The 25149-nt window shown below is 73.0% G+C and carries 22 protein-coding genes; 17 read left to right on the top strand and 5 right to left on the bottom strand.

Annotated elements, in window-relative coordinates; genetic code table 11:
* Window positions 1-190 precede the first annotated feature (190 nt).
* Window positions 191-991 carry a hypothetical protein gene (locus B0675_RS23455; RefSeq protein ID WP_081220784.1) on the bottom strand — a complete coding sequence of 267 codons (801 nt, stop codon included), beginning with the start codon at window positions 989-991 and terminating at the stop codon, window positions 191-193.
* Window positions 992-1389: 398 nt separating this feature from the next.
* Between B0675_RS23455 and B0675_RS23450 the strand changes: the two genes are divergently transcribed.
* The 5 genes from B0675_RS23450 to B0675_RS23430 all read left to right on the top strand — a co-directional run bounded on the left by B0675_RS23450 (window position 1390) and on the right by B0675_RS23430 (window position 6884).
* A complete protein-coding gene (locus B0675_RS23450) occupies window positions 1390-2094 on the top strand; it encodes a response regulator transcription factor (protein WP_081220783.1) in 705 nt (234 codons plus the stop codon).
* Entirely contained in the window at window positions 2091-3578 is a 1488-nt protein-coding gene (locus B0675_RS23445) for a HAMP domain-containing sensor histidine kinase (RefSeq protein WP_081220782.1), read from the top strand. Before B0675_RS23450 ends, B0675_RS23445 begins: the two co-directional genes overlap by 4 nt.
* 47 nt (window positions 3579-3625) lie before the next feature.
* Entirely contained in the window at window positions 3626-4060 is a 435-nt protein-coding gene (locus tag B0675_RS23440) for a hypothetical protein (RefSeq protein WP_241539842.1), read from the top strand.
* Complete coding sequence (locus B0675_RS23435; protein WP_081220781.1) at window positions 4060-4251, top strand: hypothetical protein; 192 nt, start codon at window positions 4060-4062, stop codon at window positions 4249-4251. The genes B0675_RS23440 and B0675_RS23435 overlap by 1 nt, the downstream gene beginning before the upstream one ends.
* Window positions 4252-4526: 275 nt before the next feature.
* Complete coding sequence (locus B0675_RS23430; protein WP_179165350.1) at window positions 4527-6884, top strand: SpoIIE family protein phosphatase; 2358 nt, start codon at window positions 4527-4529, stop codon at window positions 6882-6884.
* Between the two features lie 41 nt (window positions 6885-6925).
* Here the strand turns inward: B0675_RS23430 and B0675_RS23425 are convergent, their stop codons facing one another.
* From B0675_RS23425 to B0675_RS23415, 3 genes are all read right to left on the bottom strand, one after another.
* Window positions 6926-7375 (bottom strand): ATP-binding protein, encoded by a 450-nt coding sequence (locus B0675_RS23425; RefSeq protein WP_081220780.1) that lies wholly within the window; start codon window positions 7373-7375, stop codon window positions 6926-6928.
* 114 nt (window positions 7376-7489) lie between these two features.
* Window positions 7490-8746 carry an NAD(P)/FAD-dependent oxidoreductase gene (locus B0675_RS23420; RefSeq protein WP_107482710.1) on the bottom strand — a complete coding sequence of 419 codons (1257 nt, stop codon included), beginning with the start codon at window positions 8744-8746 and terminating at the stop codon, window positions 7490-7492.
* Between the two features lie 215 nt (window positions 8747-8961).
* Window positions 8962-9309 carry a PRC domain containing protein gene (locus B0675_RS23415; protein ID WP_081221959.1) on the bottom strand — a complete coding sequence of 116 codons (348 nt, stop codon included), beginning with the start codon at window positions 9307-9309 and terminating at the stop codon, window positions 8962-8964.
* A 265-nt stretch (window positions 9310-9574) separates the two neighbouring features.
* Between B0675_RS23415 and B0675_RS23410 the strand changes: the two genes are divergently transcribed.
* The 10 genes from B0675_RS23410 (at window position 9575) to B0675_RS23365 (ending at window position 22241) form a co-directional block, all read left to right on the top strand.
* The gene (locus tag B0675_RS23410; RefSeq protein ID WP_081220778.1) at window positions 9575-9946 is read left to right on the top strand and encodes a hypothetical protein; all 372 of its coding nucleotides are present in this window, start codon (window positions 9575-9577) and stop codon (window positions 9944-9946) included.
* A gap of 547 nt (window positions 9947-10493) precedes the next feature.
* Complete coding sequence (locus B0675_RS23405; protein ID WP_081220777.1) at window positions 10494-11033, top strand: hypothetical protein; 540 nt, start codon at window positions 10494-10496, stop codon at window positions 11031-11033.
* A gap of 479 nt (window positions 11034-11512) precedes the next feature.
* Window positions 11513-13645, top strand: a complete 2133-nt coding sequence (locus tag B0675_RS23400; protein ID WP_081220776.1) for a hypothetical protein — start codon at window positions 11513-11515, stop codon at window positions 13643-13645.
* An 86-nt stretch (window positions 13646-13731) separates the two neighbouring features.
* Window positions 13732-15270, top strand: coding sequence for a GT4 family glycosyltransferase PelF (gene pelF, locus B0675_RS23395; RefSeq protein WP_081220775.1), 1539 nt, complete (start codon window positions 13732-13734; stop codon window positions 15268-15270).
* Window positions 15267-16637, top strand: a complete 1371-nt coding sequence (locus tag B0675_RS23390) for a hypothetical protein (protein ID WP_081220774.1) — start codon at window positions 15267-15269, stop codon at window positions 16635-16637. The genes pelF and B0675_RS23390 overlap by 4 nt, the downstream gene beginning before the upstream one ends.
* 103 nt (window positions 16638-16740) lie before the next feature.
* On the top strand, window positions 16741-17742 hold the full coding sequence (locus B0675_RS23385) for a GDP-mannose 4,6-dehydratase (protein WP_081220773.1): 1002 nt from the start codon (window positions 16741-16743) through the stop codon (window positions 17740-17742).
* Window positions 17743-17774: 32 nt separating this feature from the next.
* Complete coding sequence (locus tag B0675_RS23380; protein ID WP_081220772.1) at window positions 17775-18488, top strand: sugar phosphate nucleotidyltransferase; 714 nt, start codon at window positions 17775-17777, stop codon at window positions 18486-18488.
* 7 nt (window positions 18489-18495) lie between these two features.
* The gene (locus B0675_RS23375; RefSeq protein ID WP_081220771.1) at window positions 18496-19425 is read left to right on the top strand and encodes an NAD(P)-dependent oxidoreductase; all 930 of its coding nucleotides are present in this window, start codon (window positions 18496-18498) and stop codon (window positions 19423-19425) included.
* Window positions 19422-20084 (top strand): spherulation-specific family 4 protein, encoded by a 663-nt coding sequence (locus B0675_RS23370; RefSeq protein ID WP_081220770.1) that lies wholly within the window; start codon window positions 19422-19424, stop codon window positions 20082-20084. The genes B0675_RS23375 and B0675_RS23370 overlap by 4 nt, the downstream gene beginning before the upstream one ends.
* Window positions 20085-20378: 294 nt before the next feature.
* On the top strand, window positions 20379-22241 hold the full coding sequence (locus B0675_RS23365) for a M1 family aminopeptidase (RefSeq protein ID WP_081220769.1): 1863 nt from the start codon (window positions 20379-20381) through the stop codon (window positions 22239-22241).
* A gap of 62 nt (window positions 22242-22303) precedes the next feature.
* Here the strand turns inward: B0675_RS23365 and B0675_RS23360 are convergent, their stop codons facing one another.
* Window positions 22304-22795, bottom strand: coding sequence for a MarR family transcriptional regulator (locus tag B0675_RS23360; protein WP_081220768.1), 492 nt, complete (start codon window positions 22793-22795; stop codon window positions 22304-22306).
* A gap of 262 nt (window positions 22796-23057) precedes the next feature.
* Between B0675_RS23360 and B0675_RS23355 the strand changes: the two genes are divergently transcribed.
* Window positions 23058-24020, top strand: coding sequence for a zinc-binding dehydrogenase (locus tag B0675_RS23355; RefSeq protein WP_081220767.1), 963 nt, complete (start codon window positions 23058-23060; stop codon window positions 24018-24020).
* A 154-nt stretch (window positions 24021-24174) separates the two neighbouring features.
* Window positions 24175-25149, top strand: coding sequence for an alpha/beta hydrolase (locus tag B0675_RS23350; protein ID WP_081220766.1), 975 nt, complete (start codon window positions 24175-24177; stop codon window positions 25147-25149).

Raw genomic sequence — 25149 nt, 5'->3', positions numbered from 1 at the left:
GCCGGTCGCTCACCGGCACCCGTCGCTACAGAGCGCACCGGGGCCGCCGGAGGTTCGCGTCCGGACGGCCCTGTGACGCGACGGTGACGCGACGGGCACGGACCCGGACGCCCGTCCTGGCGAGGACAGTCCCGCAACCGCGCGCCCGTGGGACCGCGCACGGCGCCCCCACGGCTCTGGCACCCCCGTCTCACGAGGCCGTTCCGTCGAACTGGAAGCGGAAGGCGATCAGGCCGTCGGTGCTGCCGCCCTCCGCCGTGAGGGACGCAGCGGAACCGTCGAGGCGCCCCGCGAGCGTCGTGCCCGAGGCGAGCGCGTGCGGGTAGCCGCCGGGCAGCTCGCCGAGGTCGGAGCGGCAGGCGACCACCGGGCTGGGCCAGTTGAGGAGGTTGAGGGCGATCGCCTGCTGGGTGTGCGGGTCCGTGAGCCGGGCGTCGAGTTCGCCGTCGGACCAGTCGATGTCCCAGTAGGTGAGCAGGAGATGGGGATCGCGCGGGTTGCCGGCCAGGTCCTGGGAGGACGTCGTGCTGACGGCCGAGGACCAGAAGGACACGGCACCCGCCCGGGAGGGCTCGCCCGCCGCGAACAGCATCGAGAACGGGTTGGCCTCGGTCTCGTCCCCGCCGGTCCGCGGAGCGCTCAGGTTCAGTGTGCTGTTCATGGAGTACGTCCGGCTGCCGGCGAGCCTCCGGGAGCCGTCCGCGGCGCAGTAGTCGTAGACGTCCACGGAGATGTCGGCGGTGCCGCTGTACTCCGTGCCCCACAGGGCCGACGCGTCCGACGCGTCGGCCCGCACGGTCGCGTCGTCCGAGGGTTCGGTGACCGGCTCCTCCGTCGGCGTCGGGGTGTCCGCCGGCTCCTCGACCACCGAGGGCGTCGGACCGGCCGTCGAGGCGTCCGGCGCCGGCGGACTCGACGAGGAGCCGCTCACGGCGGCTGTCGAGGCGGCGTCCGACGGGGTGCCGTCGCTCCCGCATCCGGACAGCGTCACGCACAGGAGTCCCAGGCAGAGCGCCGGGACCAGTCGCGTCCGGGCTCTCCCACCCGTCCTTCGTGCATGCGTCACGACAGGCATGACCTTCCCTCCCCCACACACCGGGACGCTCCCCCACGAACGCCCCGGACCGGGGACATTACGCTGCGCGGTCGACTGCTCACGCCGCGGAAAAGCCGTTCGTTACCGATTCGTGCCTGACGTCCGCGATCGTCCCCCACCGGCCCCGCTGCCGGACGCCCTGACCACCCGCCGGAAGCAGCCGCCGGGGCCCGTCGTGATGCCCCTCGCGAGGGTCACGACGGGCCCTGGCGAACCGTCCCGCGAGGCGGCTGGGGCACCATGGTCGGCGACCGGGCCGGACGGCGGCCGGTCGGCGGGCCGGGAGGGTGACGATGGGCCGAGATCGGGGCCGGGTCCTCGTCGTCGACGACGACGCGGCGATACGGCGTTCACTGGAGCGCGGCCTGCGCCTGGGCGGGTTCACCGTGGACCTCGCCGACGGCGGCAGGTCCGCGCTGGAGGCGCTCCGGCGGACTCCGCCCGACGCGATCGTGCTGGACATCTCGATGCCGGACCTCACCGGCATCGACGTCTGCCGGACACTGCGCGGCGAGGACAACGACGTGCCGGTCCTCATGCTCTCCGCGCTCGACGAGACCTCCGACCGGATCGCGGGGCTGCAGGCGGGCGGCGACGACTACCTCGTGAAGCCGTTCGCCCTCCAGGAACTGGTGCTGCGTCTGGAGGCTCTCCTGCGGCGCCGACCGCCGAAGGACACCCACACCGTCCGGGTCGGCGGTCTGTCACTGGATCCCGCCGCCCGGGAGGTCAGCCTCGACGGCCGCCGACTCGACCTGACCCGGCGGGAGTTCGAGCTGCTGCACGTCCTCGCGCTCAACACCGGCATCGTGTTGGGCCGCGACCAGCTCCTCGACCGGGTCTGGGGCTACGACTTCGACGTGCGCACCGACGCGGTGGACACCTTCGTGAGCTATCTGCGGCGCAAACTGGAGACGGCCGGCCGCGCCCGGATCATCCACACCGTGCGGGGTGTGGGGTTCGTGCTGCGCGACGACGGACCGGAGGCCGGACGATGAGGCTGTCCACCCGTATCGCGCTGGCCGTCGGCCTGACCGTGCCGCTCCTGGTGCTGGCGACGGGCTGGCTGCTGCTGCGGCTGGTCGCGACGGACCTGCACCACCAGCAGGACACCCACTTGCGGGAGAGCGCGACGGCGGTGGCGAAGGACGCCCGCGGGCTGCTGCGGGCGAGTGCCGCCGATCGGTCGGCGGCGGTCGAACGCGCCCGTGAGCGGCGGCTGTTCACCTCGGCCCTGGATGTCGGCGTCCGGCTGGTCGGCCCCGATGAGACGTTCACCGGCGGCCCTCAGCCGGACCATGCGGTGCCGCTGCCCGCGAGCGCGCCGGCGCCGGTCACCCTGCGGGCCGGCGGGGACACCTGGCGGATCCTGTCGACGCGGGTGGCCGTCGGCCGCGCCGGTGCGCGCGGAACCCTCTGGCTGTTCGCCCCCGACACCGCGAGCGACACGCAGCTCCGCCTGGTGCGCAGGCGCGTGGTGACCGTCGCCCTGCTCGCCGCGCCGTTGTCCGGGCTGCTGGCCGGGGCGGTCGCGGGGCGGGCGAGCCGTCCGCTGCGTCGGCTGCGGGACGGCGCGAACGGCCTGGACCCGCGGACCAGTAGAGTCCGCCTGGACCACACGCCGACGCGGATCCTCGAGGTCGACGACCTCGCCCACACGCTCCAGAGGGTCCTCAGCCGCTACGACGAGCAGGCCGCGCGCACAGCGGAGGCGCTGGCCACGGCGCGTTCGTTCGCGTCCGCCGCCGCGCACGAACTGCGCACCCCTCTGATGAGCATGCAGACCAATCTGGAGATCCTGAGCGACCACCCGCGCCTTCCCGGGCCGGACCGCGAGGAGGTCCTGGACGACCTGCGGCGTGAACACGCCCGGCTGCTGGGGCTGTTGGTCATGCTGCGCGAGCTGGGCCGCGGGGACCTGGTCGAGGCGGACGCCTTCGGCCCGGTCGACCTCGCGGACGTCGTCGAGGCGAGCGCGCGGGAGCAGCGGCACCGCCACCCGCTCGCCCACCTCACGGGAGACCTGCCGCCGGGGCTGCGCGTGTACGGCTGGGAGCCTGGGCTGCGGACGGTGGTCGACAATCTCCTCGCCAACGCGCTGGTGCACGGCAGCATGGACGGACAGCCCGCGCGGGTCGACGTGACGCTGCGCGCGAGCGGCGGCGACGCCGTCCTCGTCGTCACCGACCGGGGCCCCGGCATCGCGCCGGAACGCCGGACCGAGGTGTTCGAGCGGTTCAGACGCCGCCCGGACAGCCCGGGTTCGGGCCTCGGCCTCACCCTCGTGGCCCAGCAGATCGACCTGCACCGGGGCCTGGTCCGTATCGTCGAGCCGCCCGCCGGTGCCGGTGCCCGGTTCGAGGTGGTCCTCCCGCTCGTCGACGGCACGGCGGAGACGGAGGCGACGCTGCCCCTCCAGCGGAACTGGATGATCACGACCGCCGGTGACCGGCCACAAGAATTCCACAAAGAGGACTCCTAGCGTGCCCGGTGAGCGGGCAACCGCCCCGGAAGGAAGAGGAGTTCAGCATGGCGAAGACACCGATGACACCCAGGACGCCGACGGGATCGAGGACCCGGACGACCGTCGTCTCGCTGATGGCCGTCGGAGCGCTGCTCGGCACGGCAGGCGCCGCGGCGGCCGACGACTCGGGCAAGAAGCCCTCCGGCGCGCCGACCGGTGACGGTGCCCACGCGCTGTGCAAGAGGGCACCGAAGATCGACAAGCGCATCGACCGGATCCTCGACCGGCTGAACGGCGACGTCACCGAGCGCGGCTCGATCACGCGGCTGGAGAAGCGCGTCGCGAACGCGAAGTCGGCGGGGCACACGGAGATCGAGAAGTACCTCGACAAGCGGCTCACGCACCGCCGCTCCCTCGTGCCGGCCCTGGAGAACCGCCAGAAGGATCTGGCGTCCGTCGTGAAGTGGTGCAAGGCCAACAAGAACGGGGCGGACGCCTGATGCGCGCCCGGCGTCTCGCCCTGGCCGTCGCCGCCGCGGCACTGCTGCTGACCGGATGCGGCGGCCGCGCGGACACCTCGGAGAACCCCGCGCCCGCCTCGTCCCCCACGGACGTCGCGCACCTGCAGAAGCTGGTGGACGGCGCGGAATCGGCGGCGCGTTCCGCGGAGTCGGACATGGCCAAGGACTGACGACTCCGGGAGGCGCCGGGAGTCCGGCCCCGCCCGAACCGGCGTAGCCGCCGGCGCGCCCCCTGCCCGGCGACCCCGGCAGGGGGCGCGTCCCGTGGTGGCCCGGCGGCCGCCGACGCGCCGCGCTCTGGACGAGGTCCTACATTGGAAGAAGCGGTGCTCGGTGGACCGACGGGCACACGGTTCGCGACATGACCTCCTCCGGTGAGAATCAGCCGCCGAATCCCTCCCCCGAGCGGAGGTGCGCAGCCGGACCCACAGCAGAGGTGATTCCGGTGACTGATGAGGCTCCGCTGATCGTCGTCGACGGCGCCGGTGTCGTCGTCCGATGGAGCCCCAGGGCACAGGAACTCTGGCGGTTGCCGGCGTCCGGGGCCGTGGGAAGGACGGCCCTGGACATGGTCATGCCCGAAGGTGAGGACCCCGACGACCCGCCGGAGCCCGGCTCCGGGACGTCCGGTGTCCGGGACCACGAGGGCAACCCCGTCGATCTGCGCGTCCGACCGGTGCCGCTGCCCGACGGCGCCGCGGCCTGGGGAGTCTTCGAAGTGGCCGGCGACACTCCGGCCACCGGACCGCGGGACGAGACCCCCGACACCAGGAACGCCGTGTTCGACGCCCTGCGCGCCAACGCCGTGGAGGCGTTCTTCGTCCTCGACGCGGACCTGCGCGTGCTCAACCTGAACAACCCGGCCGTCGCGCTGTGCGGCGTCACGGCCGACGAGGCCCGGGGCAGGCCAGTCGGCGAGGTGTGCCGGCCCTCCCGTCCGCAGGAGTTCGACGGCATCCTGCGGGAGGTCGTCACCTCCGACACGCCCGTCACGGACTACGTCGTACGCCTCGATCCCGCGGGCGGTGCGGGACCGGAGCGGTTCGTGCGGGCCTCCGTCTTCCCGCTCAAGCACGGGCGCGGAGCGGTCGTCTCCCTGACCGAGGTCACCGAGCACATGCGCACCGAGCGGCGCATCGAGACGCTCGCCTCGGTGCGGGAGCGGGTCGGACGGAGTCTCGACGTCGTCGCCACCTGCGAGGAGCTGGTGGACGCGCTGGTGCCCGGGTTCGCCGACATCGCGGTGGTCGAGGTCGTCGACGCGGTGGTGCGGGGCGAGGACCCGCCGCTCAGTCCGCTGGGCCGCGAGGTGCCGCTGCGCCGTGCCGCGTTCCGCAACGGCGGGCCCGACCGCGCCGCGCAGGCCCATCCGCTCGGCGACGTCCGCGCGCTGCCGGCGCCGACGCCGTACTCGCAGGTGCTGAGCGATCTCAAACCGCGGGCCGTCACTCTCGACGAGGACACTCCCTGGCTCGCCGCCGATCCGGAGCGGGCCCGTGCCATCCGCGCCTCCGGTGCCCGGATGCTGCTCACCGCGCCGCTCGCCGTGCGGGGCGCCGTCCTCGGTCTGCTGAGCCTGTACCGGGTTCGGCCGAACGACGTCTTCGACGCGAACGACGTGGCCCTCACGCACGAGCTGGCCACCCACACGGCGCTCAGTCTCGACAACGCCCGCCGCTACACCCACGAGCACACCATCGCGGCGGCGCTGCAACGCCATCTGCTCCCCCCGGACCCGCCCTCGCAGACGGCCATGGAGTTCGCACAGCTGCATCTGCCGGCCGACGCGGGCGCGGGCACCTGGTTCGACGCGTTCAGCCTCCCGGGCGCGCGGACCGCGCTGGCGGTGGGCGAGGTGGGCGGGAGCGGTATCGACGCCGCGACCGCCATGGGGCAGCTGCGCACCGTCGTCCGCTCGCTCGCGGCGCTCGACCTGGACCCCGACGAGCTGCTCGCCCGCCTCAACGACACCGTCGTACGTCTCGCCTACGAACGCCAGGCGCTGCCGTCGGGTGATCCGCTGCACCAGGAACCGCTCAGGGCCAGCTGCGTGTACGTGGTGCACGATCCGCTGCGCGGTGTCTGCGCCATGGCCTCCGCCGGGCACCCCGCGCCGGTCGTCGCGCATCCCAGCGGAGTGATCCATGTTCCGGACCTTCCGACGGGACCGTTGCTCGGCAGCCGGGACGGGCCGCCCTTCGCCACGGCGTCCGTGCCGATGCGGGACGGCAGTGTCCTCGCCCTGTGGACGCCGTCCTTCCCCGCGTCCGACCGCTCGGGCGGACGCCCCTCGAAGCTGTTGCGCGAGGCGCTGACCCGGCTGGACCGGCCCCTGTCCGAGCTGCGGGACGACATCCTCTACCGGCTGCGCGGCACTCCGGGCACGCACGACGTGCTGCTCCTGCTCGCCCGCACCCGGGCGTTCCCCCCGGACCAGGTGGCGACGTGGCCGCTGGATCCCGTACCGGAGGCCGCCGCGACGGCACGGCATCACACGCAGCACCGGCTCAGGCTGTGGCGGGTGGGCGAGGAGACCGCGTTCGCGACCGAGCTGATCGTCAGCGAGCTGGTGACCAACGCCGTGCGCTACGGGGCGGCGCCCGTCCAGCTCCGGCTCATCAAGGACTCGACCCTCACCTGCGAGGTGAGCGACGGCGGCGGCGCGGCCCCTCGGATCCGGCATGCCCGTACGGTCGACGAGGGCGGGCGCGGTCTGTTCATCTGCCAGGAGATGAGCCACAACTGGGGTATCCGCTACTCCGGGAACGGCAAGACGATCTGGACGGAACAGACGCTCCCCTAGCCCCTGTCCCGGTCCGCGTACCCCGCGGAAGGACGCGGGGACTACCCCCGCGCGGCTCCCGCGGGCACGCCCGCGCCCGCGCAGTCGACGTCGGCCCAGACGGTGTGCCCCTCGCTGGTCGGGACGTCCCCCCAGCTTCGCGCGAGGGTGTCCACGATCAGGAGTCCCCTGCCGCCGTCGGCCAGGGAGAACGAGGGATGACGCCAGGTCGCGCGCACGAGACCGGCGTCGAGTCCGGTGCCGGAGTCGGCGACCTCGATGTGCACGAGTCGGCCCTGCGCCGTGCGGCTCAGGCTGAAGACCACCCGGACCGGCGGTGCGCCGTGGCCGACGGCGTTGGCGAGCAGCTCACCGGTGACGAGAAGGATGTCGTCCTCGGCGGTGCGCCCGAGCCCCCATTCGGCCAGCTTGCGGCGGAGAGCATCGCGCTGCCCGCACAGAGCGGCCGCTCCCGCCGACGGGACCACACATTGCATATACGTGGATTCCATGACGTTTCATCCCTTACGTTCCCTCAAGGGAGATCCGTAGCCGTCGGGCCCGCGGATGGGCCGGAACCCGCGACGCCTCGGAACGCAACGCTGACGGGCGGCCCGGGCCGCCCGTCACGGCTGCCCGGCCAGGTCCCGCGCGACCTCACGGGCGGCGCGTGCTCCGGACGCGAGGGCACCCTGCACCGATCCGGTCGTCCGATGGTCCCCGCACACGTAGCGTCCCGCCGAGAGCCGGGCGGCACGGGTGAGCGGCTGGGGCGGGGGCATCGCGGGCAGGGCGTCGGGAATCGTCCGCACGGTCAGCGGTTCCCAGCCGGAGGTGTCCGTGCCGTACGCCTCGGCGAGCGCGTCGCGCAGCCAGACCTCCTGCCCCTCCTGCTCCGGGCCGAGGACCGAGGTGGCGATGAGCGACGTCCCGGGGGGCGCGTAGCCGGGAACCACCTCGCTGAGGACGCAGGTGTTGAGGAAGCGTCGGCGGGTGTCCGTCATCAGCGTGGGCTCGGCCAGCGGCGTGCTGGGCGCGGCGTGGTAGTACGTCGTCACGACACGGTAGGCCGGGAGGACGAGGTCCGGCAGCAGACGGCCGGCGGGGCCGGGGCCCGTCGCCACGACCACGGCGCGCGCGGCGAGTTCGGACCCGTCGTCCAGCTCCACTCCGTCGTCGGAGAGACGTGCGACCGGCGTGTCGAGGCGCACGGTGTCCGGGGGAAGCGCGTCGGCCAGCCGACGCGGGACCGCCCCGATGCCCGCGTCGGGCAGGCACAGCGTGCCGCGGAGCATGCTGCGCCAGACGAGGTGGAACACCTTGCCGGAGGTCTCCAGTTGGTCCTCCAGGAACACTCCGGACAGGAAGGGCCGGAAGAACCGTTCCACGAACTCCTCGGAGAAGCCCGCCGAGGCCAGCGCCGTGCGGGTGGTGCGGTCCTCACCGCGCTTCAGGGAGCGCGCCGGGGCGAGCATGTCCCGGCCGGACAGGACCGCCAGCGCGATCAGGTCGCGGGTTCCCGCGAGCCGCCCCGGTCGCAGGTCGCCGAGCTGCCGGGGGGCGCGGGTCGGGTCGCTGAAACGCAGCGGACCGTCCGGGGTGTGGACCAGGACGCCGGGGGTGAAGGGACGCAGACGCAGGTCGCGCAGCGGGAGACGGCGCCGGACCTGCGGATAGGACGTGTTGAAGACCTGGAAGCCCCGGTCGATGACGAATCCGTCGTGCCGGTCGGATCGCATCCGGCCGCCCACCCCGTCCGACGCCTCCAGCACCCGGACGTCGAAGCCGTTCCCGGCGAGATCGCGGGCGCACGCCAGACCGGCGAGGCCACCTCCGACGACCAGGACATCGGGCACACCGCGCTTCGCGGTCATGGGCATCATCCTCCGAGCAGCCGGTCCGTCCGCGCGCCGGCGGGCGCGGTCTGGTCCGGGCGCGCTCCGGCGTCCGTACGGCGACGGTCGCGCCCTCCTCGACCGATCTTCCCGTCGGGTCCGCCGGGCGGATGCGGGGCCACGCCGGGCGGCCGCATCGGGTCCGGACACGGACGACGCCGGTGCCGCCCCTCTCGGAGGCGGCACCGGCACTCGCGTTCGGGTCAGTGACCGGATCCGTAGTGACCGCCGAGCTGGTCGCGGTAGTGCGGATCACCGAGATGCTTCTCCTTGTCGAACTCCGGTGCCGACTTGATCTCGTCCTTGGTCCGCGCGACCTGGATGGTCCTGTCCTCGTGGCTGATCGACGTGATCGTCCCGGCGGGCAGCAGGACCTCCTTGCCGAAGATCCAGACGCCGGTGTCGACGACGATGTACTGAGAACCGACCTCGTCGGAGTGCTTGTCGACCTTGCCGATGTGACCGTCCGTGGCCTCCACCTTGTAGCCGGTGAGGTCCGCGTCGGGCGTGTGACCGGCGGTCGGGCCGTAACCCCAAAGGTTCTCGTTCACGAAGAATTCCTCCAACTCCTGTGCGGGTGTGCGCTTCCGCTTCGTGCGGCGCACCCCCGGTGACCGGAGTCCGGTCACCCCTTCACAGCGTGTCGTCCCGCTGCGGAGGACCGGGTGTCCCGTTCCCGGAGGCCGACACCCCTTGTCCGGCGATTTCTCCATTGCGCCACACGGAAGGCGTGCGGCTCCTCGCGGACACGCGTGTTCGCGGGTTTCGCGGGCATCCGGATGCCCTTGGCGATGGGCCTCCCGGAGGAGAGCTGTCATGTATCTGGCACGTATGCACGGTGGTGGGACGGCCGACGGCCAGGCCTGGCTGTGGGCACTGGGGGCTCTCGCGCTCTACTGCCTGATCAGCTACGGCCTTCAGTACCGGACACGGGCCCGGCGCGGCTCCAGCCGTCCCGCCCGGGACGCACTGCGCGACCTCAAGGACCGCGAGGAGCCGCAGTCCCCCGGTCAGCACTTCGCCAGCCGCATGATCATGCTGGGGGGCGGCGCCCTGGTGGGGCTGGTCGCCTTCCTGACGTCCGGGGGTCTGCGCGTCGCCGCGGTGGCGGTGACCGCGGTGGTGGCCGTGACGGCCTGGGCCTTCTACGACCACCGCGCGGAGTCCCGCTCGCTGGAGCACGGCTGAGGGGACCGGCCCGCTCCGCACCCGACACGCTCGGGGGCGTGAGCGGCGGCACGCCTCGGGGGACGAACGATTGCGGCCCCGCCTCGCGGTCCAGGGGGGCGGGACGGCGGGCGGGGCCGAGTGCTCGGGGGTGCCGGGGGGGGGAGGCAACCACGAGCTGACCTTCTTGTGCCCTCCCTCTCCCGCTTCATGCACGGGGATTCCCGGTCGTGTTCGACGCTCCCGCCGACACGGGCCTGACCGGCCGGAACACCGCTCCCTGGCCGGATCCGCCGCGGGATCGGACCCTTCGGCGACGCCCGCACGGCCGGGCCGGCGCACGGTATCCGCCAATAGCGGCGGCTCGGCCGGACCGCCACGCCTCGTCCGATGCCGGCAGGCGCCGGTTCCGCGTCACCCGGTCATCGCAGGGCCGTCCCGGAGAACGGCGGCCGCACACGGCACCTACACACCGGGCACACCGGTCGTCCACTTCCGGCCGTCAGTGACACTCCGTGGCCGTACGGGGGCAGACGGTGCGTGCGCCGCATGCCTAGCCTCCGGGGCCATGCGATCAACACAGCCGAGACGCCTCGGTCCCACCTCCGTTCTCACCCTCGCCTTCGCCTTCGTCATCGCCCTCTTCGGATGGGCTCCCACCTCGAGCGCGGCCGACCCCGCCCCGGCCGACCTGACTTTCACCAGCGACAGCGCCACGACCACCCCCGGTGGCACGGTGAACCTCTCGATGACGATCACCAACCACCGGACGTACGACGTGTGGTTCGTCTACCAGACGATCGAACCGACCTGGCTGACCACCCAGCGTCCCGATCTGAAGTACACCTTCAGCGGCTGCACACTGGCCACGGCCACCGGCGGCGTTCCGTGTTCGGGTACCGGGCCCACCAACCTCGGCCCGAACTACGGGTCCACCATCCCGCCCGGCCAGAGCCGTACCGTCACGCTGACCCTCCAGGTCGCCGCCGACTCCGGCTGCAACGGGAACATCGGCTTCTACTCGTACTACTACGCCGAGTTCAGCGACAGCACGAGCACCAGCGGCGGCCCGGCGTACACGCCCGAGACCCGTGTGCTCTGCGCCTGATCCATCACCTTCAGGGGCCGGCCGGCCCGCGCGACGCGCGCGACCGGCCGCCCCTCGGCATCGGCTCACCGCCAGAAGCGATGCGCCCCGGGAGCGGATCAGGGTGACCAAAAACCGATCACTCGCCCTGATGACCCCTGTGGTCTGGACCACTGGCACCACGTTCGGGCGGACTCCGGTGTTCCAGATCCGCCACTCCTCAAGGCGGGGCCAGCACAGGCGCCCCCGGCGGCCTTCGCGCCGCGTGCGCCGCGGCGCTCGATGCACCCTCAACTGGCCTTCTCGCGGCGTCTGTTGGATACCTGCTCTTTTCCGTCATGTTTCGCAGCAGGCGCACGAAAGCTACACAGAGACATCACTATGTGACGCGACGAGAGCGTTGACGACCGACGTCTGAGGGGGGCGGTGGCGTCACGCCAGGGGGTGGTCCGCTCCACGGGAGCAGCACTCACCCCTGCCCGGGGAGGGGACTTCACCGCATGAAGCGGACCATTCGCACGACCGCGCTCACGGTCGGCGCGCTCATTGCCTCGCTCGGCTTACCCGCCGGCACGGCGCACGCCGATCCGGTCGCACCCCGCATCGATCTGCGGGTGCTGATCGTGAGCGACGGCGGACCCGCGACCGACGCCATCGCCGCCGAACTGGACACCGCCGGAACGCCGTACACCGAGGTCGACCTGGCGCAGTCGGGCCGCCCGGTCATCGACGCCGGGTTCCTCGCGGACACCGTCGGCGGCGTCCCGCGGGCCAGATTCCAGGCGGTAGTCCTGCCCAACGACAACCCGTTCGCGGCGAACTCCGCCGAGATGGCGGCCCTCGCGGCGTACGAGCAGACGTTCGCGATCCCGCAGGTCGACGCCTACACCTACGCCCGTCCCGAGGCCGGGCTGCAGTACCCGGTCACCGGCGGCTACTCGGGCAGCCTCGACGGAGTGCGCGCACAGGTCACGGCAGCCGGCAGGGCCGGGCCCTTCGGCTATCTGGACGGCGCCGTGCCGTTCGAGGACAACTCGCCCGACGTGGGCGAGAGTTACGCGCATCTGTCGACGCCCGCGACCGGGGCCGACTTCACGCCCTACGTCGACGCGCCGATCCCGGGAAGCTCCTCGCGCGGCTCCCTCGTGGGCGAGTACCGGCACGACGGCCGCCGCGAGCTGGTCGTCACGTTCGTGTACAACCGGTACCAGCAGCAGTTCCGGCTGCTGGCGCGCGGCATCGTGGAGTGGATGACGCAGGGCGTGCACCTCGGCGCCTCGCGCAACTACTTCGCCGTCCACGTGGACGACGTCTTCGCCGGTGACGACCGCTGGGACACGACGCTCAACTGCACCCCGGGCGACATCGACTGCCCGCAGGGCGAAGGCGTGGCCAACCCGATCCGGATGACCCCGGCGGACGTCGACCACGCGGTCGCCTGGCAGGCCGGACAGAACTTCACCCTCGACCTCGCGTACAACGGCGCGGGCAGTGTCGACCAGCGCGAGGACAACAACGGCGCCGACCCGCTGGCGGACAGACTCATCGCCGACCGCGACCGGTTCCGCTGGATCAACCACACCTTCACGCACGCGTTCCTCGGCTGCGAGCAGGACGTCAGCGTGCTGCCCTGGAGATGCGCCACCAACGCGGACGGCAGCACCTCTTGGGTGTCGCGCACCGCCGTCTCCGACGAGATCGCCGCCAACCGCGTCTGGGGGCAGGCCGCCGGACTGCCGCTGGACAACCAGGAGTTGATCACCGGTGAGCACTCCGGTCTGAAGCTCTCGCCGCAGCAGCCCGTCGACAACCCCAACCTGGCGCCGGCGCTCGCCGACAACGGCGTCACCTGGCTCGGCTCCGACAACTCCCGTGAGGCCGGCCAGCGTCAGGTCGGCCCCGCCACCACCGTCCCGCGCTACCCGATGAACGTCTTCTACAACGCGGGCCGGGCGGCCGAGCAGGTCGACGAGTACAACTGGATCTACACCAGCCGCGCCCAGGGCGGCAGCGGCATCTGCGAGGACCACCCGGACACCTCGACCTGCCTGCCGGCGCCGCTGAGCACCAGCACGGGCTACGCCGACCACATCGTGCCGCTGGAAACCCGGATCGACCTCGGCCACGTGCTCTCCAACGATCCGAAGCCGCACTTCATCCACCAGTCCAACCTCGCCGAGGAGCGCATCGCGTACCCGGTGCTCGACGGGGTCCTCGACGGCTACAAGGACCTGTTCGCGGACGACACCCCGGTGGTGAACCTGCGGATGAAGGACATCGGCGTCGAGCTGCGGCGCCGCGCCGCGTGGAAGGCGGCCGTGGACTCCGGTCGGGTGAGTGCCTACCGCGTCGGCGACACCGTCACCGTGCAGGCGCCGAACGGCGTCGCGATCACCGCCACCCTGCCCGCCGGCACCAGGTCGGGCACCGCGGACTTCGGCACGGCGTACGCGGGCGCGGTCTCGGGATGGACGGCCTCGGCCGGCTCACCCGTCACGCTCGGCCTGCCGTCGGGCACGCCCACGCTGTCCGCGGCCGTCCACGCGAAGCGGCAGCCCGCGACCAGCGGCACGCCGCGCACCCGCGTACCGGCGGGCGTCAGCGAACAGGTCCCCTTCGCCCCGGACAACTGAGCGGCGCACCGACCGAAGGTCCCGGCCGCACCCTGGGCGGCCGGGACGGGCACGACCACCCCACACCTCGGCCGTGGAGCACACCGATGCACGTTCCCCGCGGCGCGCGCGATCCCAACGCGACGCGCGTCACCCTGCTCACCGAAGGCACCTACCCGCACAGTCACGGCGGCGTCAGCGTCTGGTGCGACCAACTCGTCGGCGGTATGCCCGACATCACGTTCGAGGTCGTCGCCGTGACCGGCACCGGCCGCGAGCCCGTCGTGTGGGACATCCCCGCACACGTGGCGGACGTGGTGTCGGTCCCCATGTGGGGGCCCGCACCCGACGGCCGTCCGCCCCGCGGCCGCCGGCGCAATCAACTCGCCGCGGCCTACGAACAGTTCCTGACCTCCCTGCTCGACCCGTGCGCGGAGGAACGGTTCCCCGCGGCGCTGTACGCGATGGCGCGCGCCGCGGCCGACGGCATGCTGAGCCCCTTCCTGCGCGGCGACCACGCGATCCGCGTGCTGACCGGTGTGTGGAACCGTCCGGGGCTCGCCGTGCGGGAGGCCCGGCCGACCCTGCACGACGCCCTCACGGCAACCGCCCTGCTCGAACACGCGCTGCGCCCGCTGGCCGCGCCGCTGCCCGAGCACGGGGTGGCCCACGCGGTCAGCGGCGGCGTGGCCGCGCTGCCGGGCCTCGCCGCCCTGGAACGGCACGGCGTACCGCTGCTGTTGACCGAGCACGGTGTCTACCTGCGGGAGCGGTATCTCGGCTACCGCACCGGGCCGTACCGCTGGCCGGTGAAGGCCGTCGTCCTCGGCTTCTTCCGGCTGCTCGCGGAGGAGACGTACCGGCGGGCCGCGCTGATCACCCCCGGCAACCGGTACAACCGGCTGTGGGAGGAGCAGGGCGGTGCCGCGCCCGAGGCGATCCGGACGGTGTACAACGGCGTGGACCCCGCGGCCTTCCCGCCCGCGGGTCCGGAGCCGGAGCCGCCGACCCTCAGCTGGGCCGGCCGGGTCGACCCGATCAAGGACCTGGAGACGCTGATCCGCGCGTTCGCCCTGGTCCGCGAGCAACTCCCGGACGCCCGGCTGCGGTTGTTCGGCGGCACACCGCGTGGCGGCGAGGCGTACCGGGAACGGTGCGAGGCGCTGGCCGCCCGGCTCGGTCACGCGGACGCCGTCACCTTCGAGGGACGGGTCGAGGACATCAGGGACGCGTACGCCGCGGGGAACGTGGTGATGCTCTCCAGCATCAGCGAGGGCTTCCCGTTCACTCTGATCGAGGCCATGTCGTGCGGGCGGGCGACGGTGTCCACGGACGTGGGCGGGGTGCGCGAGGCCGTCGGCGACAGCGGTCTCGTCGTACCGCCGCGCGATCCGGACGCCATGGCGGCGGCCGCCCTCGCACTGCTCGGCGACCCCGCCCGCCGGCACGCCATGGGTGAGGCCGCCCGGCTGCGGGTCATCGAGCAGTTCACGCTGCGCCAGACCGTCGACACCTTCCGGTCCATCTACCTGGAGCTGTCGGCCCTCGGCCGGTACGTCCCCGGTGTTCCCGGGACGGCCGGAACCCCGGTCACCTCCGTGGGCGCCGAGGTGCTCCCGTCGAGACCGAGGAGCCTGGCCGGATGAGCGGACCGATGGCTCTCGAACCCGGCGGCACGCGGGACACCCTGTCCCTGCGGGTCGCCGGTGACCGCCCCGCCCCGCGCGCGCCGGAGGGCGGCACCCGCCAGGACGCGGTCGACCTGCTCGCGGCCGAACTGGCCGACGGCATCGGGCCGGCCGTCCATCCGTACGAGGTGGCCGCGCTGCTGGAGTCCGAGGGGCTCACCGCCGAGGTCATCCAGGAACGGTACGGACACCCGAACCTCTTCTCCCTCGCGTCCGCCCTGTACGAGCGCGTGCCGCGTACGTTCCCCGAGCCGGCCAGGCCCGCGAACCCCTGGCGGCCCGATCATGTGCGCTGCGCGCTGCGCGGGGCGCTCTTCGCCCTGCCGGGCCTGGCCTATCCCCTCACCGGGCCGCTGTGGCACGCGGGCGGTGACCTCCGCGTCCTGGTGGCGGCCGGGCTGGTCTCCTGGGCCTGGGGCCAGGCACTCGGGCACCGCGCCTACCTGCGGATGACCACGGGCCGCCGCGAGGCCGGCCGCACCCTCCTCAAGGGGGCGCCGCTCGGCGCGCTCACCGCGACCGCGGCCGGATCACTGATCGCCGGATCCGGCACGGCGGTCGCGGTGGCGGCGGCGCAGTCCGTGTATCTCGCGGCGGCCGGGGTGCTGCTGGTACTGGGCGGGGAGCGGCTGCTGCTGGCCGCGCTGGGCCCGCTCGTCGCCGGCGCCCTCGCCCTGCCCTGGTGGGAACCGGGAGACACCCTGCGGCTCGCGCTCCCGTTGCTGTCGGTGCTCGGCGCCGTCGCCGCGGCCGGCTGGTCGCTGCGTGCCGCCCTGGCCACCGCCCCGGCCCCCGGCGGCGCCCACCCGGCGCTCCTGCGCTCCCTGCCGTACGGCCTGTTCGGACTCTCGGCCGGGGTCCTGGTCCTGCTGGAGGGGCGGCAGCATCCGTACGCCGTGATCGTGCTGACGGTCAGCATGGGTCCGGCGGAGTGGCTGCTGTACCGGTACCGCGGGATGTCGGTGGCGGCGTTGCGGGCGACCGCGACCCCGGCCGCCTTCCTGCTGCGCTCGGCGGGCGTCCTCGGGCTCTGCCTGCTCCTCTACGTCCTGCCGCTGCTGCCCGCGGCCCTGCTCACGGGAGCGGAACCGGCTCCGCTGCTGCTGCTCGCGGCCACGCTCTGGACCGCGCTGCTGCTCCAGGCCTTCGGGGTGGCCTGGCCACCGGCCGCGGTCTGTCTCGCGGCGGCCGGCGGAGCCGCCGCGGCCGGGTCGCTCCGCTCCCCGCCGACCGCTCTCGCGCTCTCCGTGTTCTGCGGCGCGGCCGCCCTGTGTCTGACGGCCTGTGCCGTGCGGCTGTTGGGGCGGCCCGCCCCGCACGCCTGACCACCGCCCGCGTGACCGCCCGGACCACCGCGTCCGCGGGACCGCCGCACGTACCGGAAACACCTCCGCACCACCCGAGCAACCGACCGGAAGGACCCACGAGTTGACCTCCGCACCGCTCGCCGCCGTCACCGGAGCCGAGGGTTTCATCGGCTCCCACCTCACCGAGGCGCTGGTCGCCTCCGGGCACCGGGTGAGGGCGATGGCCCAGTACAACTCCTTCTCCTCGTACGGCTGGCTGGAGACCCTGAGCGCCGACGTCCTGGAGCACGTCGAGATCGTCCTCGGCGACGTCCGCGACCCGGGCTCGGTCCGGGGGCTCGCCGAAGGCGCGGACTGCGTCTACCACCTGGCCGCGCTCATCGCGATCCCGTACTCCTACCAGGCGCCGCACAGTTACGTGGACACCAACGTGACCGGCACCCTCAACGTGCTGGAGGCCGTGCGCGCCCTCGGCACGCCCCGGCTGGTGCACACCTCCACCAGCGAGACCTACGGCACCGCGCAGACCGTGCCGATCACCGAGGACCACCCCATCAACACGCAGTCCCCGTACGCCGCTTCGAAGGCGGGCGGGGACCGGCTCGCGGACAGCTACCACGCGAGTTTCGGCACACCGGTGGTCACCCTGCGGCCGTTCAACACCTACGGCCCGCGTCAGTCCATGCGCGCGGTCATCCCGACCGTCATCGGCCAGGTGGCCGCGGGCGAACGCACCATCACCCTCGGCGACCTGCGTCCGACCCGCGACTTCACGTTCGTGCGGGACACCGCGCAGGCGTTCCTCGCGGTGGGCACGGCGCCCGCCGAGCAGGTCGTCGGCCACACCTTCAACGCCGGTACGGGCGGGGAGATCTCGGTCGGCGATCTGGTCGCCCTGATCGGCAAGGTGATGGACACCGCCCTCGACGTGCGCGAGGACGCACAGCGCGTCCGGCCGCCGAACTCCGAGGTGATGCGCCTGGTCGCCGACGCGACCCGGCTCACCGGGGCGACCGGCTGGAGCCCGGCCCATCAGCTCGAACAGGGGCTGGCGCACACCGTGGAGTTCTTCCGCGACCCGGCGAACCTCGCCCGCTACAAGACCGGCATCTACAACATCTGACCCGTCCGGCACGACCACGAAGGAGGAGCCCCATGCACGCTGTGATTCTCGCAGGAGGCAAGGGCGTCCGGCTGCGGCCCTACACGACCGCACTGCCCAAGCCGCTCGTGCCCATCGGCGACCAGCACGCGATCCTGGAGATCGTGCTCCGCCAGCTCGCCTCGGCCGGGTTCACCGGCTGCACCATCGCGATAGGCCATCTCGGCGAGATCATCCGCGCCTACGTCGGCGACGGCTCGCAGTGGGGCCTGGCCGTCGACTACGCCACGGAGGAGAGCCCCCTCGGCACCATGGGGCCGCTGCTCACCATGCGGGAACGGCTCCCGGAGTCGTTCCTCGTGATGAACGGCGACGTGCTCACCGATCTGGACTTCGCCGATGTCCTGGTCCAGCACCGGAGTTCGGGCGCACCGCTGACCATCGCGACGTACGCGCGCAAGGTGCACATCGACTTCGGTGTGCTGACCACCGCCGACAGCAAGGTGGTGGCCTTCACGGAGAAGCCGAGCATGGACTACCGCGTCTCGATGGGTGTGTACGGTCTGTCCCGGTCCACGCTCGACGGCTACACCCCGGGACTGCCGCTGGGCTTCGACGAGTTGGTCCTCGACCTGCTGCGGAGCCGGAACGAGCCGCACGCCTACGACTTCGACGGGTACTGGCTCGACATCGGCCGCCCGGACGACTACGACCGGGCGAACGCCGAGTTCACCACCCGCAAGTCTCTGCTGCTCAAGGGAGCCTGACCGCCGTATGCGCATCCTCGTCCTGGGCCACACCGGCTATCTGGGCGGCCATGTCGTCGAGCACCTGCGCGCCCTGCCGGGCGTGCGGGTGTTCGGCGGCGGCCGCTCGCCCGGCGCCGAGTTCGGCGTCGACCTCGCCACCGACGGCCGGGAGCGGCTGGCGGCGACGCTGGCCGAGGCCGCACCCGACGCCGTGATCAACTGCGCCGGGGCCACCGGCGGTGACGCCGTGACCCTCGCCGAGGTCAACTCCCGCGGCCCGGCGGTACTTTGTGCGGCGCTGCGCGAAGCGGCGCCGTCCGCGCGGCTCGTCCACCTGGGCTCGGCGGCCGAGTACGGCCCCGGCGTCCGCGGCAGCGCCGTCGCCGAGTCGGCGGCGACCCACCCGCTCACCCCCTACGGGGCCACCAAGCTGGCCGGGACGGTCACCGTCAGCGTGTCCGGGCTGGACGCGGTGGTACTGCGGGTGGGCAACCCGGTGGGACCCGGCGCACCCTCGGCCGGCCTTCCGGGCCGGATCGCGGGGCTGTTGCGCGCGGCCGGGACGGATCCGGACGCGGTGATCCGGCTGGGCGACCTGTCGGCGTACCGCGACTTCGTGGACGTACGCGACGTGGCGCGGGCGGCGGCGGCCGCGGCGAAGGCCCCGGGGCCGCTGCCCCGGATCCTCAACATCGGCGCGGGCAGGGCCGTTCCGGTACGGGACCTGGTGGGCGGGCTGGCCCGCGCGTCCGGGTTCCGGGGACGGATCGAGGAGAAGGGCGCCGGCTCCGACCGCTCCGGCGCGGTGTCGTGGCAGTGCTCCGACATCACGGCCGCCGCTGAATCCCTGGGCTGGCGCCCTGCGTCGACCCTCGACGACTCGTTGACCGCGCTCTGGACATCCGTGTCGGAGGCCGCCCGGGCGGGGCGGCCGGAAGGCGACCGGGTGCGATGAGCCTGCTGATCCCGCTGTATGTGCACCCGAGCGAGGACCCCGGCGCCTGGCACCGTCTCATCACATCGGCCGACCGCACCTACGGTGTGGTCATCAACCCGGCGGACGGGCCGGGCACGGACCCCGATCCGGCGTTCACGGCGGCGACCGGCGCGCTCCGGGCGGCGGGCGCCCGGCTGCTCGGCTACGTCGACACGGACTACGGCGCGCGCGATCCGGACGAGATCGCGGACGAGGTGCTGCGCCACCGCGACTGGTACGGCACCCAGGGCTGTTTCCTCGACCGGGTGGCCTCGACCACCGAAGCGTTGCCGGTCTTCAAGCGGCTGGTGCGGAGCGTCCGCCGGCTGGGCGCGGCGCCCCTGGTCCTGAACCCGGGCGTCCACCCCGCTCCGGGGTACGCCCGTCTCGCGGACCTGCTCGTCACGTTCGAGGGCCACTGGTCCACGTACGTCGCGGCGTTCAGCAGACCGGAGTGGACCGCCCGGCACCCGTCCGAGCGGTTCTGCCATCTCGTCTACGGCGTCCCGGAGTCACTGGTCCCGCTCGCCGTCCGCACCGCCCGCGACCGCGGAGCAGCCGTGACGGGCCCGGTGACAGGCGAACTCCCCAACCCCTGGTCCCGACTGACGCCGGCCTTGAGCACACCGGCGTCCTGAGGGGGCCGAGGAGCGGCGGGATCCGGTACCGGGCGCTCCGCTGGAGGGGGCCCGGGTCCGGGCATTCGCATGATTCACCGAACCGCCTCCTTTCCCGCGCTTCGATGGCATGTCTCGGTCAAATCTGCCACGCTTCCGGGAGCCGTCGTCCTGACCCCAGGGCGGCGGGACGGACATCTCACCAAGCGATCGCGCGCACCCGCGCGCGGCCCGCGGCCGTCCACCCGGCGCACCCCAGTCGTCGCGGGCGGCCACCGAGCAGGCCGGAATCCGGCCGCCTCAAAGGAGTTTCGTGTGAGACCAACCCCCCGCAAGGCCATCGCGGCACGCCTCCTCAGCGTCGCCGCCCTGGCCGCCGTCTGCCTCCCCAGCGCCCCCGCCGCGGCCGCGCCGCACGCGGTCCCGGCGGCCGCGGCCGCCTGCACCCCGTCCCAGGTCGTCACCGACGGTGGCTTCGAGAGCGGAACATCGCCCTGGACGCAGTCGTCGACGAGTGTGATCACCAACCGCTCGGGGCAGTCCGCCCACGGCGGCAGCAGCTTCGCCTGGCTGGACGGTGTCGGCAGCACCCACACGGACACGCTCTCGCAGAGCGTGACGATCCCTTCCGGGTGCAGCAGCGCCAGCCTGACCTTCTGGCTGCACATCGACACGGCCGAGACGACCTCGTCGACGGCGTACGACAAGCTCACCGCCAAGATCGGCGGCACCACGCTGGCGACGTACTCGAACCTCAACAAGGCCTCCGGGTACACCCAGAAGTCGTTCGACGTGTCGGCGTTCGCCGGTCAGACCGTGACCGTCGCGTTCACGGGCACCGAGGACTCCAGCCTGCAGACCAGCTTCGTCCTCGACGACATCGCCCTCAGCACCTCGGGTGAAGCGACCCCGCCGGCCGACTCCGTCCGCACCCCCGCGGCCCCGGCGTACACGGTCAGCCTGAGCAGCAACACCAGCGGCACCGTCTGGACCGGTCACGAGAGCGCGACCTTCACCAACGCCTCGTCCACCGCGCTCAGCGAGGTGTACCTGAGGCTGTGGGACAACTACCACGGCACGTGCACCGCGCCGCCGATCACCGTCAGCAACGTCACCGGGGGCACCGCGGGCGCTCTCTCCGTCGCCTGCACGGCCCTGAAGATCACGCTGGCGTCTCCGCTGCCCCAGGGCCAGAGCACCTCGATCGGCTTCGACCTGGGCATCACCGTGCCGAGCGGCGCCGACCGCTTCGGCTACGACGGCGCGTTCAGCTTCATCGGCAACGCCCTGCCGGTGCTCGCGGTGAAGGACGGCGCGGGCTGGCACCTGGACCCGTACACGAACAACGGCGAGTCCTTCTACTCGCTGGCCGCCGACTTCAAGGTCACCCTGGACCACCCGACGAGCCTGCTCGTCCCGGCGACCGGCACCTCCGTCGACACCCCCGGCTCCAGCGGACGCACCGTCACCACGGCCACCGCGTCCAAGGTGCGTGACTTCGCCTGGGCGGCGGGCCCGTTCACCAAGATCTCGGGCACCTCCCCCGCCGGCACGGCCGTCAACGTCTACTCCGTGTCGGGCATCAGCTCCGCCAACGCCCAGTCGATGCTCACCACCGCCAAGTCCGCGGTGGACGCGCACGCGGCCCGATTCGGGGCCTACCCGTACGGCGAGCTGGACGCGGTGATCGACAACAACTTCTGGTTCGGCGGCATGGAGTACCCCGGGTTCGTCCTCGACCTGGTGAGCACCACCGCGCTGACGCACGAGATCGGTCACCAGTGGTTCTACGGCATCGTCGGCGACGACGAGTACAACAGCCCCTGGCTGGACGAGGCGTTCACCGACTACGCCACCGACCTCGCGCAGAACAAGACCGGCGCCAGTTGCTGGAACAGCGTCTCCTGGGCCTCCTCCGCGGAGAAGATCACCAACTCGATGGCGTACTGGGACACGCACTCGTCCCGCTACTCCACCGTCATCTACGGCTACGGCAAGTGCGCCCTGCACGACCTGCGGCGTCTCCTCGGTGACACCGCCATGGCCAAACTCCTGAAGGACTACGCCACTTCGCACTGGTACGGGGTGTCGACCACGGCCGAGTTCAAGGCGGCGGCGCAGGCCGCCACGACCACGGACCTGACGTCCTTCTGGACGACCCACCGCATCGAGGGCTGAGCCTCGCGCCGATCCGCCGCGGCGTCACCTCCGGGTGTCGCCGCGGCGGATCGGCTCGCGCGTCATCCCGCCCCGGTCTCCTGGGCGTTGCCGAGGATCTTTCCGGCCAGGGCCGTGACCTGGGCGCGCTCACCGGTGGTCAATGACGCCGTCAGAGCCGCGATCTCGCGTCCCATCCCGGCGGTGCAGCGGCCCGTGAGTTCCCGGCCCGCGGCCGTCAGTTCGACCAGCACGGCTCGGCCGTCGTCGGGCGACGGGACGCGCCGGACCAGACCGCGTTTCTCCGCGCGGGAGACCAGGCCGGTCATCGAGGACTTGTCCAGGCCCAGCAGCCGGGCGAGTTCGAGCATGCCGGGCCTGCGGTCGCGCAGGATGCCGAGCAGGCGGACCTGGATCAGGGAGAGGTCGTGCTCGGACGCCATGCGCGCCAGCACGCCCTGCACCAGGAACGACAGCTGGACCAGGGCGTCGACGGTGTCTCCCTGTTCGGCGGCGCCCCCCTGTTCGACGGCCTCCGGCTCGCGGGCCGGTTCCCTGATGTGCCCGACGGGCATGGCGGTTCCCCCTCCTGGTTCGGACGCGGTCCGGTTCGGGTGCGACACGCGGGTGCGGTGCCCGGGACACCGTCCGGGCCGGAGGCCGGGACGGCCCCCACGAAGCCGACCGACCCCACTCGGTACGTGACCCAAACTACCTTGACTTAGTACGTGCCGCAAACTACCGTCCAAGTAGTACGTGACACGAACCAAGTAGTCGGGTCCTTTCACGCCGGTTCGCCCGCGTCCACAAGGGCCCGGCCCGGCCCAGGAGGCACCCATGCACGCCGCTGTCGTCCGTTCCTTCGACGCTCCGCCCCGCTTCGACGTCTTCGACACCCCCGCGCCCCGGAGTGAGCACGAGGTGCTCGTCGACGTCCTCGCGGCCGGTCTCCACCCCCGCGTCCGCTCCGCCGCCGACGGCTCCCACTACACCTCGGACGGCGCGCTGCCCCTGGTCCCGGGCGTGGACGGCGTCGGCCGCACCGACCGGGGCGAGCTGCTCTACTTCGTCGCCGGGGACGACGTGCCGGGCACCATGGCCGAACGGGCCGTCGTCGACCGCCGCCGCGCCGTCGCCCTGCCGGACGGTACCGACCCGGTCGCCGTGGCCGCCGCGATGAACCCGGCCATGTCCTCCTGGATCGCCCTGCGGCGCCGCGTCTCCCTCCGGCCGGGCGCCGGTGTCCTGGTACTGGGGGCGACCGGCAACGCGGGGCAGCTCGCCGTCCAGATCGCCCGTCGGCTCGGCGCGGGCCACGTCGTCGCCGCCGGACGCGACGGCGAGCGGCTCGACCTGGTGTCCCGGCTCGGAGCGGACGACACCGTCTCGCTGCTGGGCGAGCCCAAGGAGGTCGCCGAGCGGCTCGCCGCGAGCGCCGCCGACGTGGACGTCGTCATCGACTACCTGTGGGGGCCGGCCACCGAACAGGCCATGCCCGCGCTCCTCACCGCGCGCACGGAGCGCGCCGAGGCACTGGCCTGGATCCAGATCGGGTCCATGGCCGGCGCGGAGATCACCCTCCCGTCCTTCCTGCTGCGGGCCGCCAACCTCCAGATCATGGGAAGCGGCCAGGGCTCGGTCAGCACCGCCGGGATCGTCGCCGAACTCCCCTCCCTCGCCGCGGAGATCGCCTCGGGCACCCTCGCCGTCGACCCGCTCGTCCTCCCGCTCTCGGAGGTGGAGCGCGCCTGGAGCACCCCGACGGCCCCCGGACAGCGCCTCGTGCTGGCTCCGCACTGACCGCTCCCGGCATGCTCCCGGCCTTCCCGGAGGACGCCGGGCGGGCATGGGCCGCCCCGTCGGGGGCAGGTTCCGCCACACGGCGGCTCCCGGTCCGGGGGCACGGCGCCGATCATGGTCGAACGAGCCGCCGGGCTCAGCGCGAGGAGACGTCATGCTGCTGGTACCGCCCCCGTTCGACCCCGACCTCGCGACCGCCCTCGCCGCGGTCGGCCCGTCGACGCCGTCCGGGCTGAGCCTGGAGGAGATCACCGCCCTGCACGCCGGACCGGACATCGCGGTGCCCGCGTTCGACCTCACACAGGACGGCGCCTTCGTGACCACCGACCGGACGGCGCCGGGCCCCGAAGGCGCCCCCGACGTCTCCCTGTTCGTGGTGACGCCCGCAGCGCCTCCCCAGGACGGGCAGCCACGCCCCGTGATCTACCACGCCCACGGCGGCGGCATGATCCTCGGCAACAACCGGGCCGGGGTGGAGGTCGTCCTGGAGTGGGCGAGGGAACTGGACGCGGTCGTGGTGTCCGTCGAGTACCGGCTGGCGCCCGAACACCCGTATCCGGCGGGGGTGGAGGACGTCTACGCCGGGTTCCTGTGGACGGCGCGGCACGTGGCGGAGTTCGGCGGCGACCCCGAGCGGATCGTCGTCGCGGGCGCCAGCGCGGGCGGCGGCCTGACCGCGGCGCTCGCCCTGCTCAGCCGGGACCGCGGGGGCCCACGGGCGATCGGCCAGGTCCTCATGTACCCGATGCTCGACGACCGCAACGACACCCCGTCCGCGTACCAGATGGCGGGCGTCGGCGCGTGGGACCGTACGGCCAACGAGACCGCCTGGACCGCCGTGCTGGGCGACGCCCGAGGCGGCCCGGACGTCCCCTCCTACGCGGCTCCCGCCCGGGCCACCGACCTCGCCGGGCTGCCGCCCGCCTTCCTCGACGTCGGCTCCGCGGAGACCTTCCGGGACGAGGTCGTCGACTACGCGTCACGGATCTGGCAGGCCGGCGGCGTCGCCGAACTGCACGTGTGGCCGGGCGGCTTCCACGGCTTCGACTCCTTCGCCCCGAACACCCCGCTCTCCCGTACCGCCCGCGCCGCGCGGATCACCTGGCTGCGCAGACTCCTCGCACCCTGA

Origin of the sequence: Streptomyces sp. M41(2017), assembly GCF_002078175.1 — a bacterium.
Lineage (GTDB): Bacteria > Actinomycetota > Actinomycetes > Streptomycetales > Streptomycetaceae > Streptomyces.
This window is presented reverse-complemented; position numbering and strand designations above follow the sequence as displayed.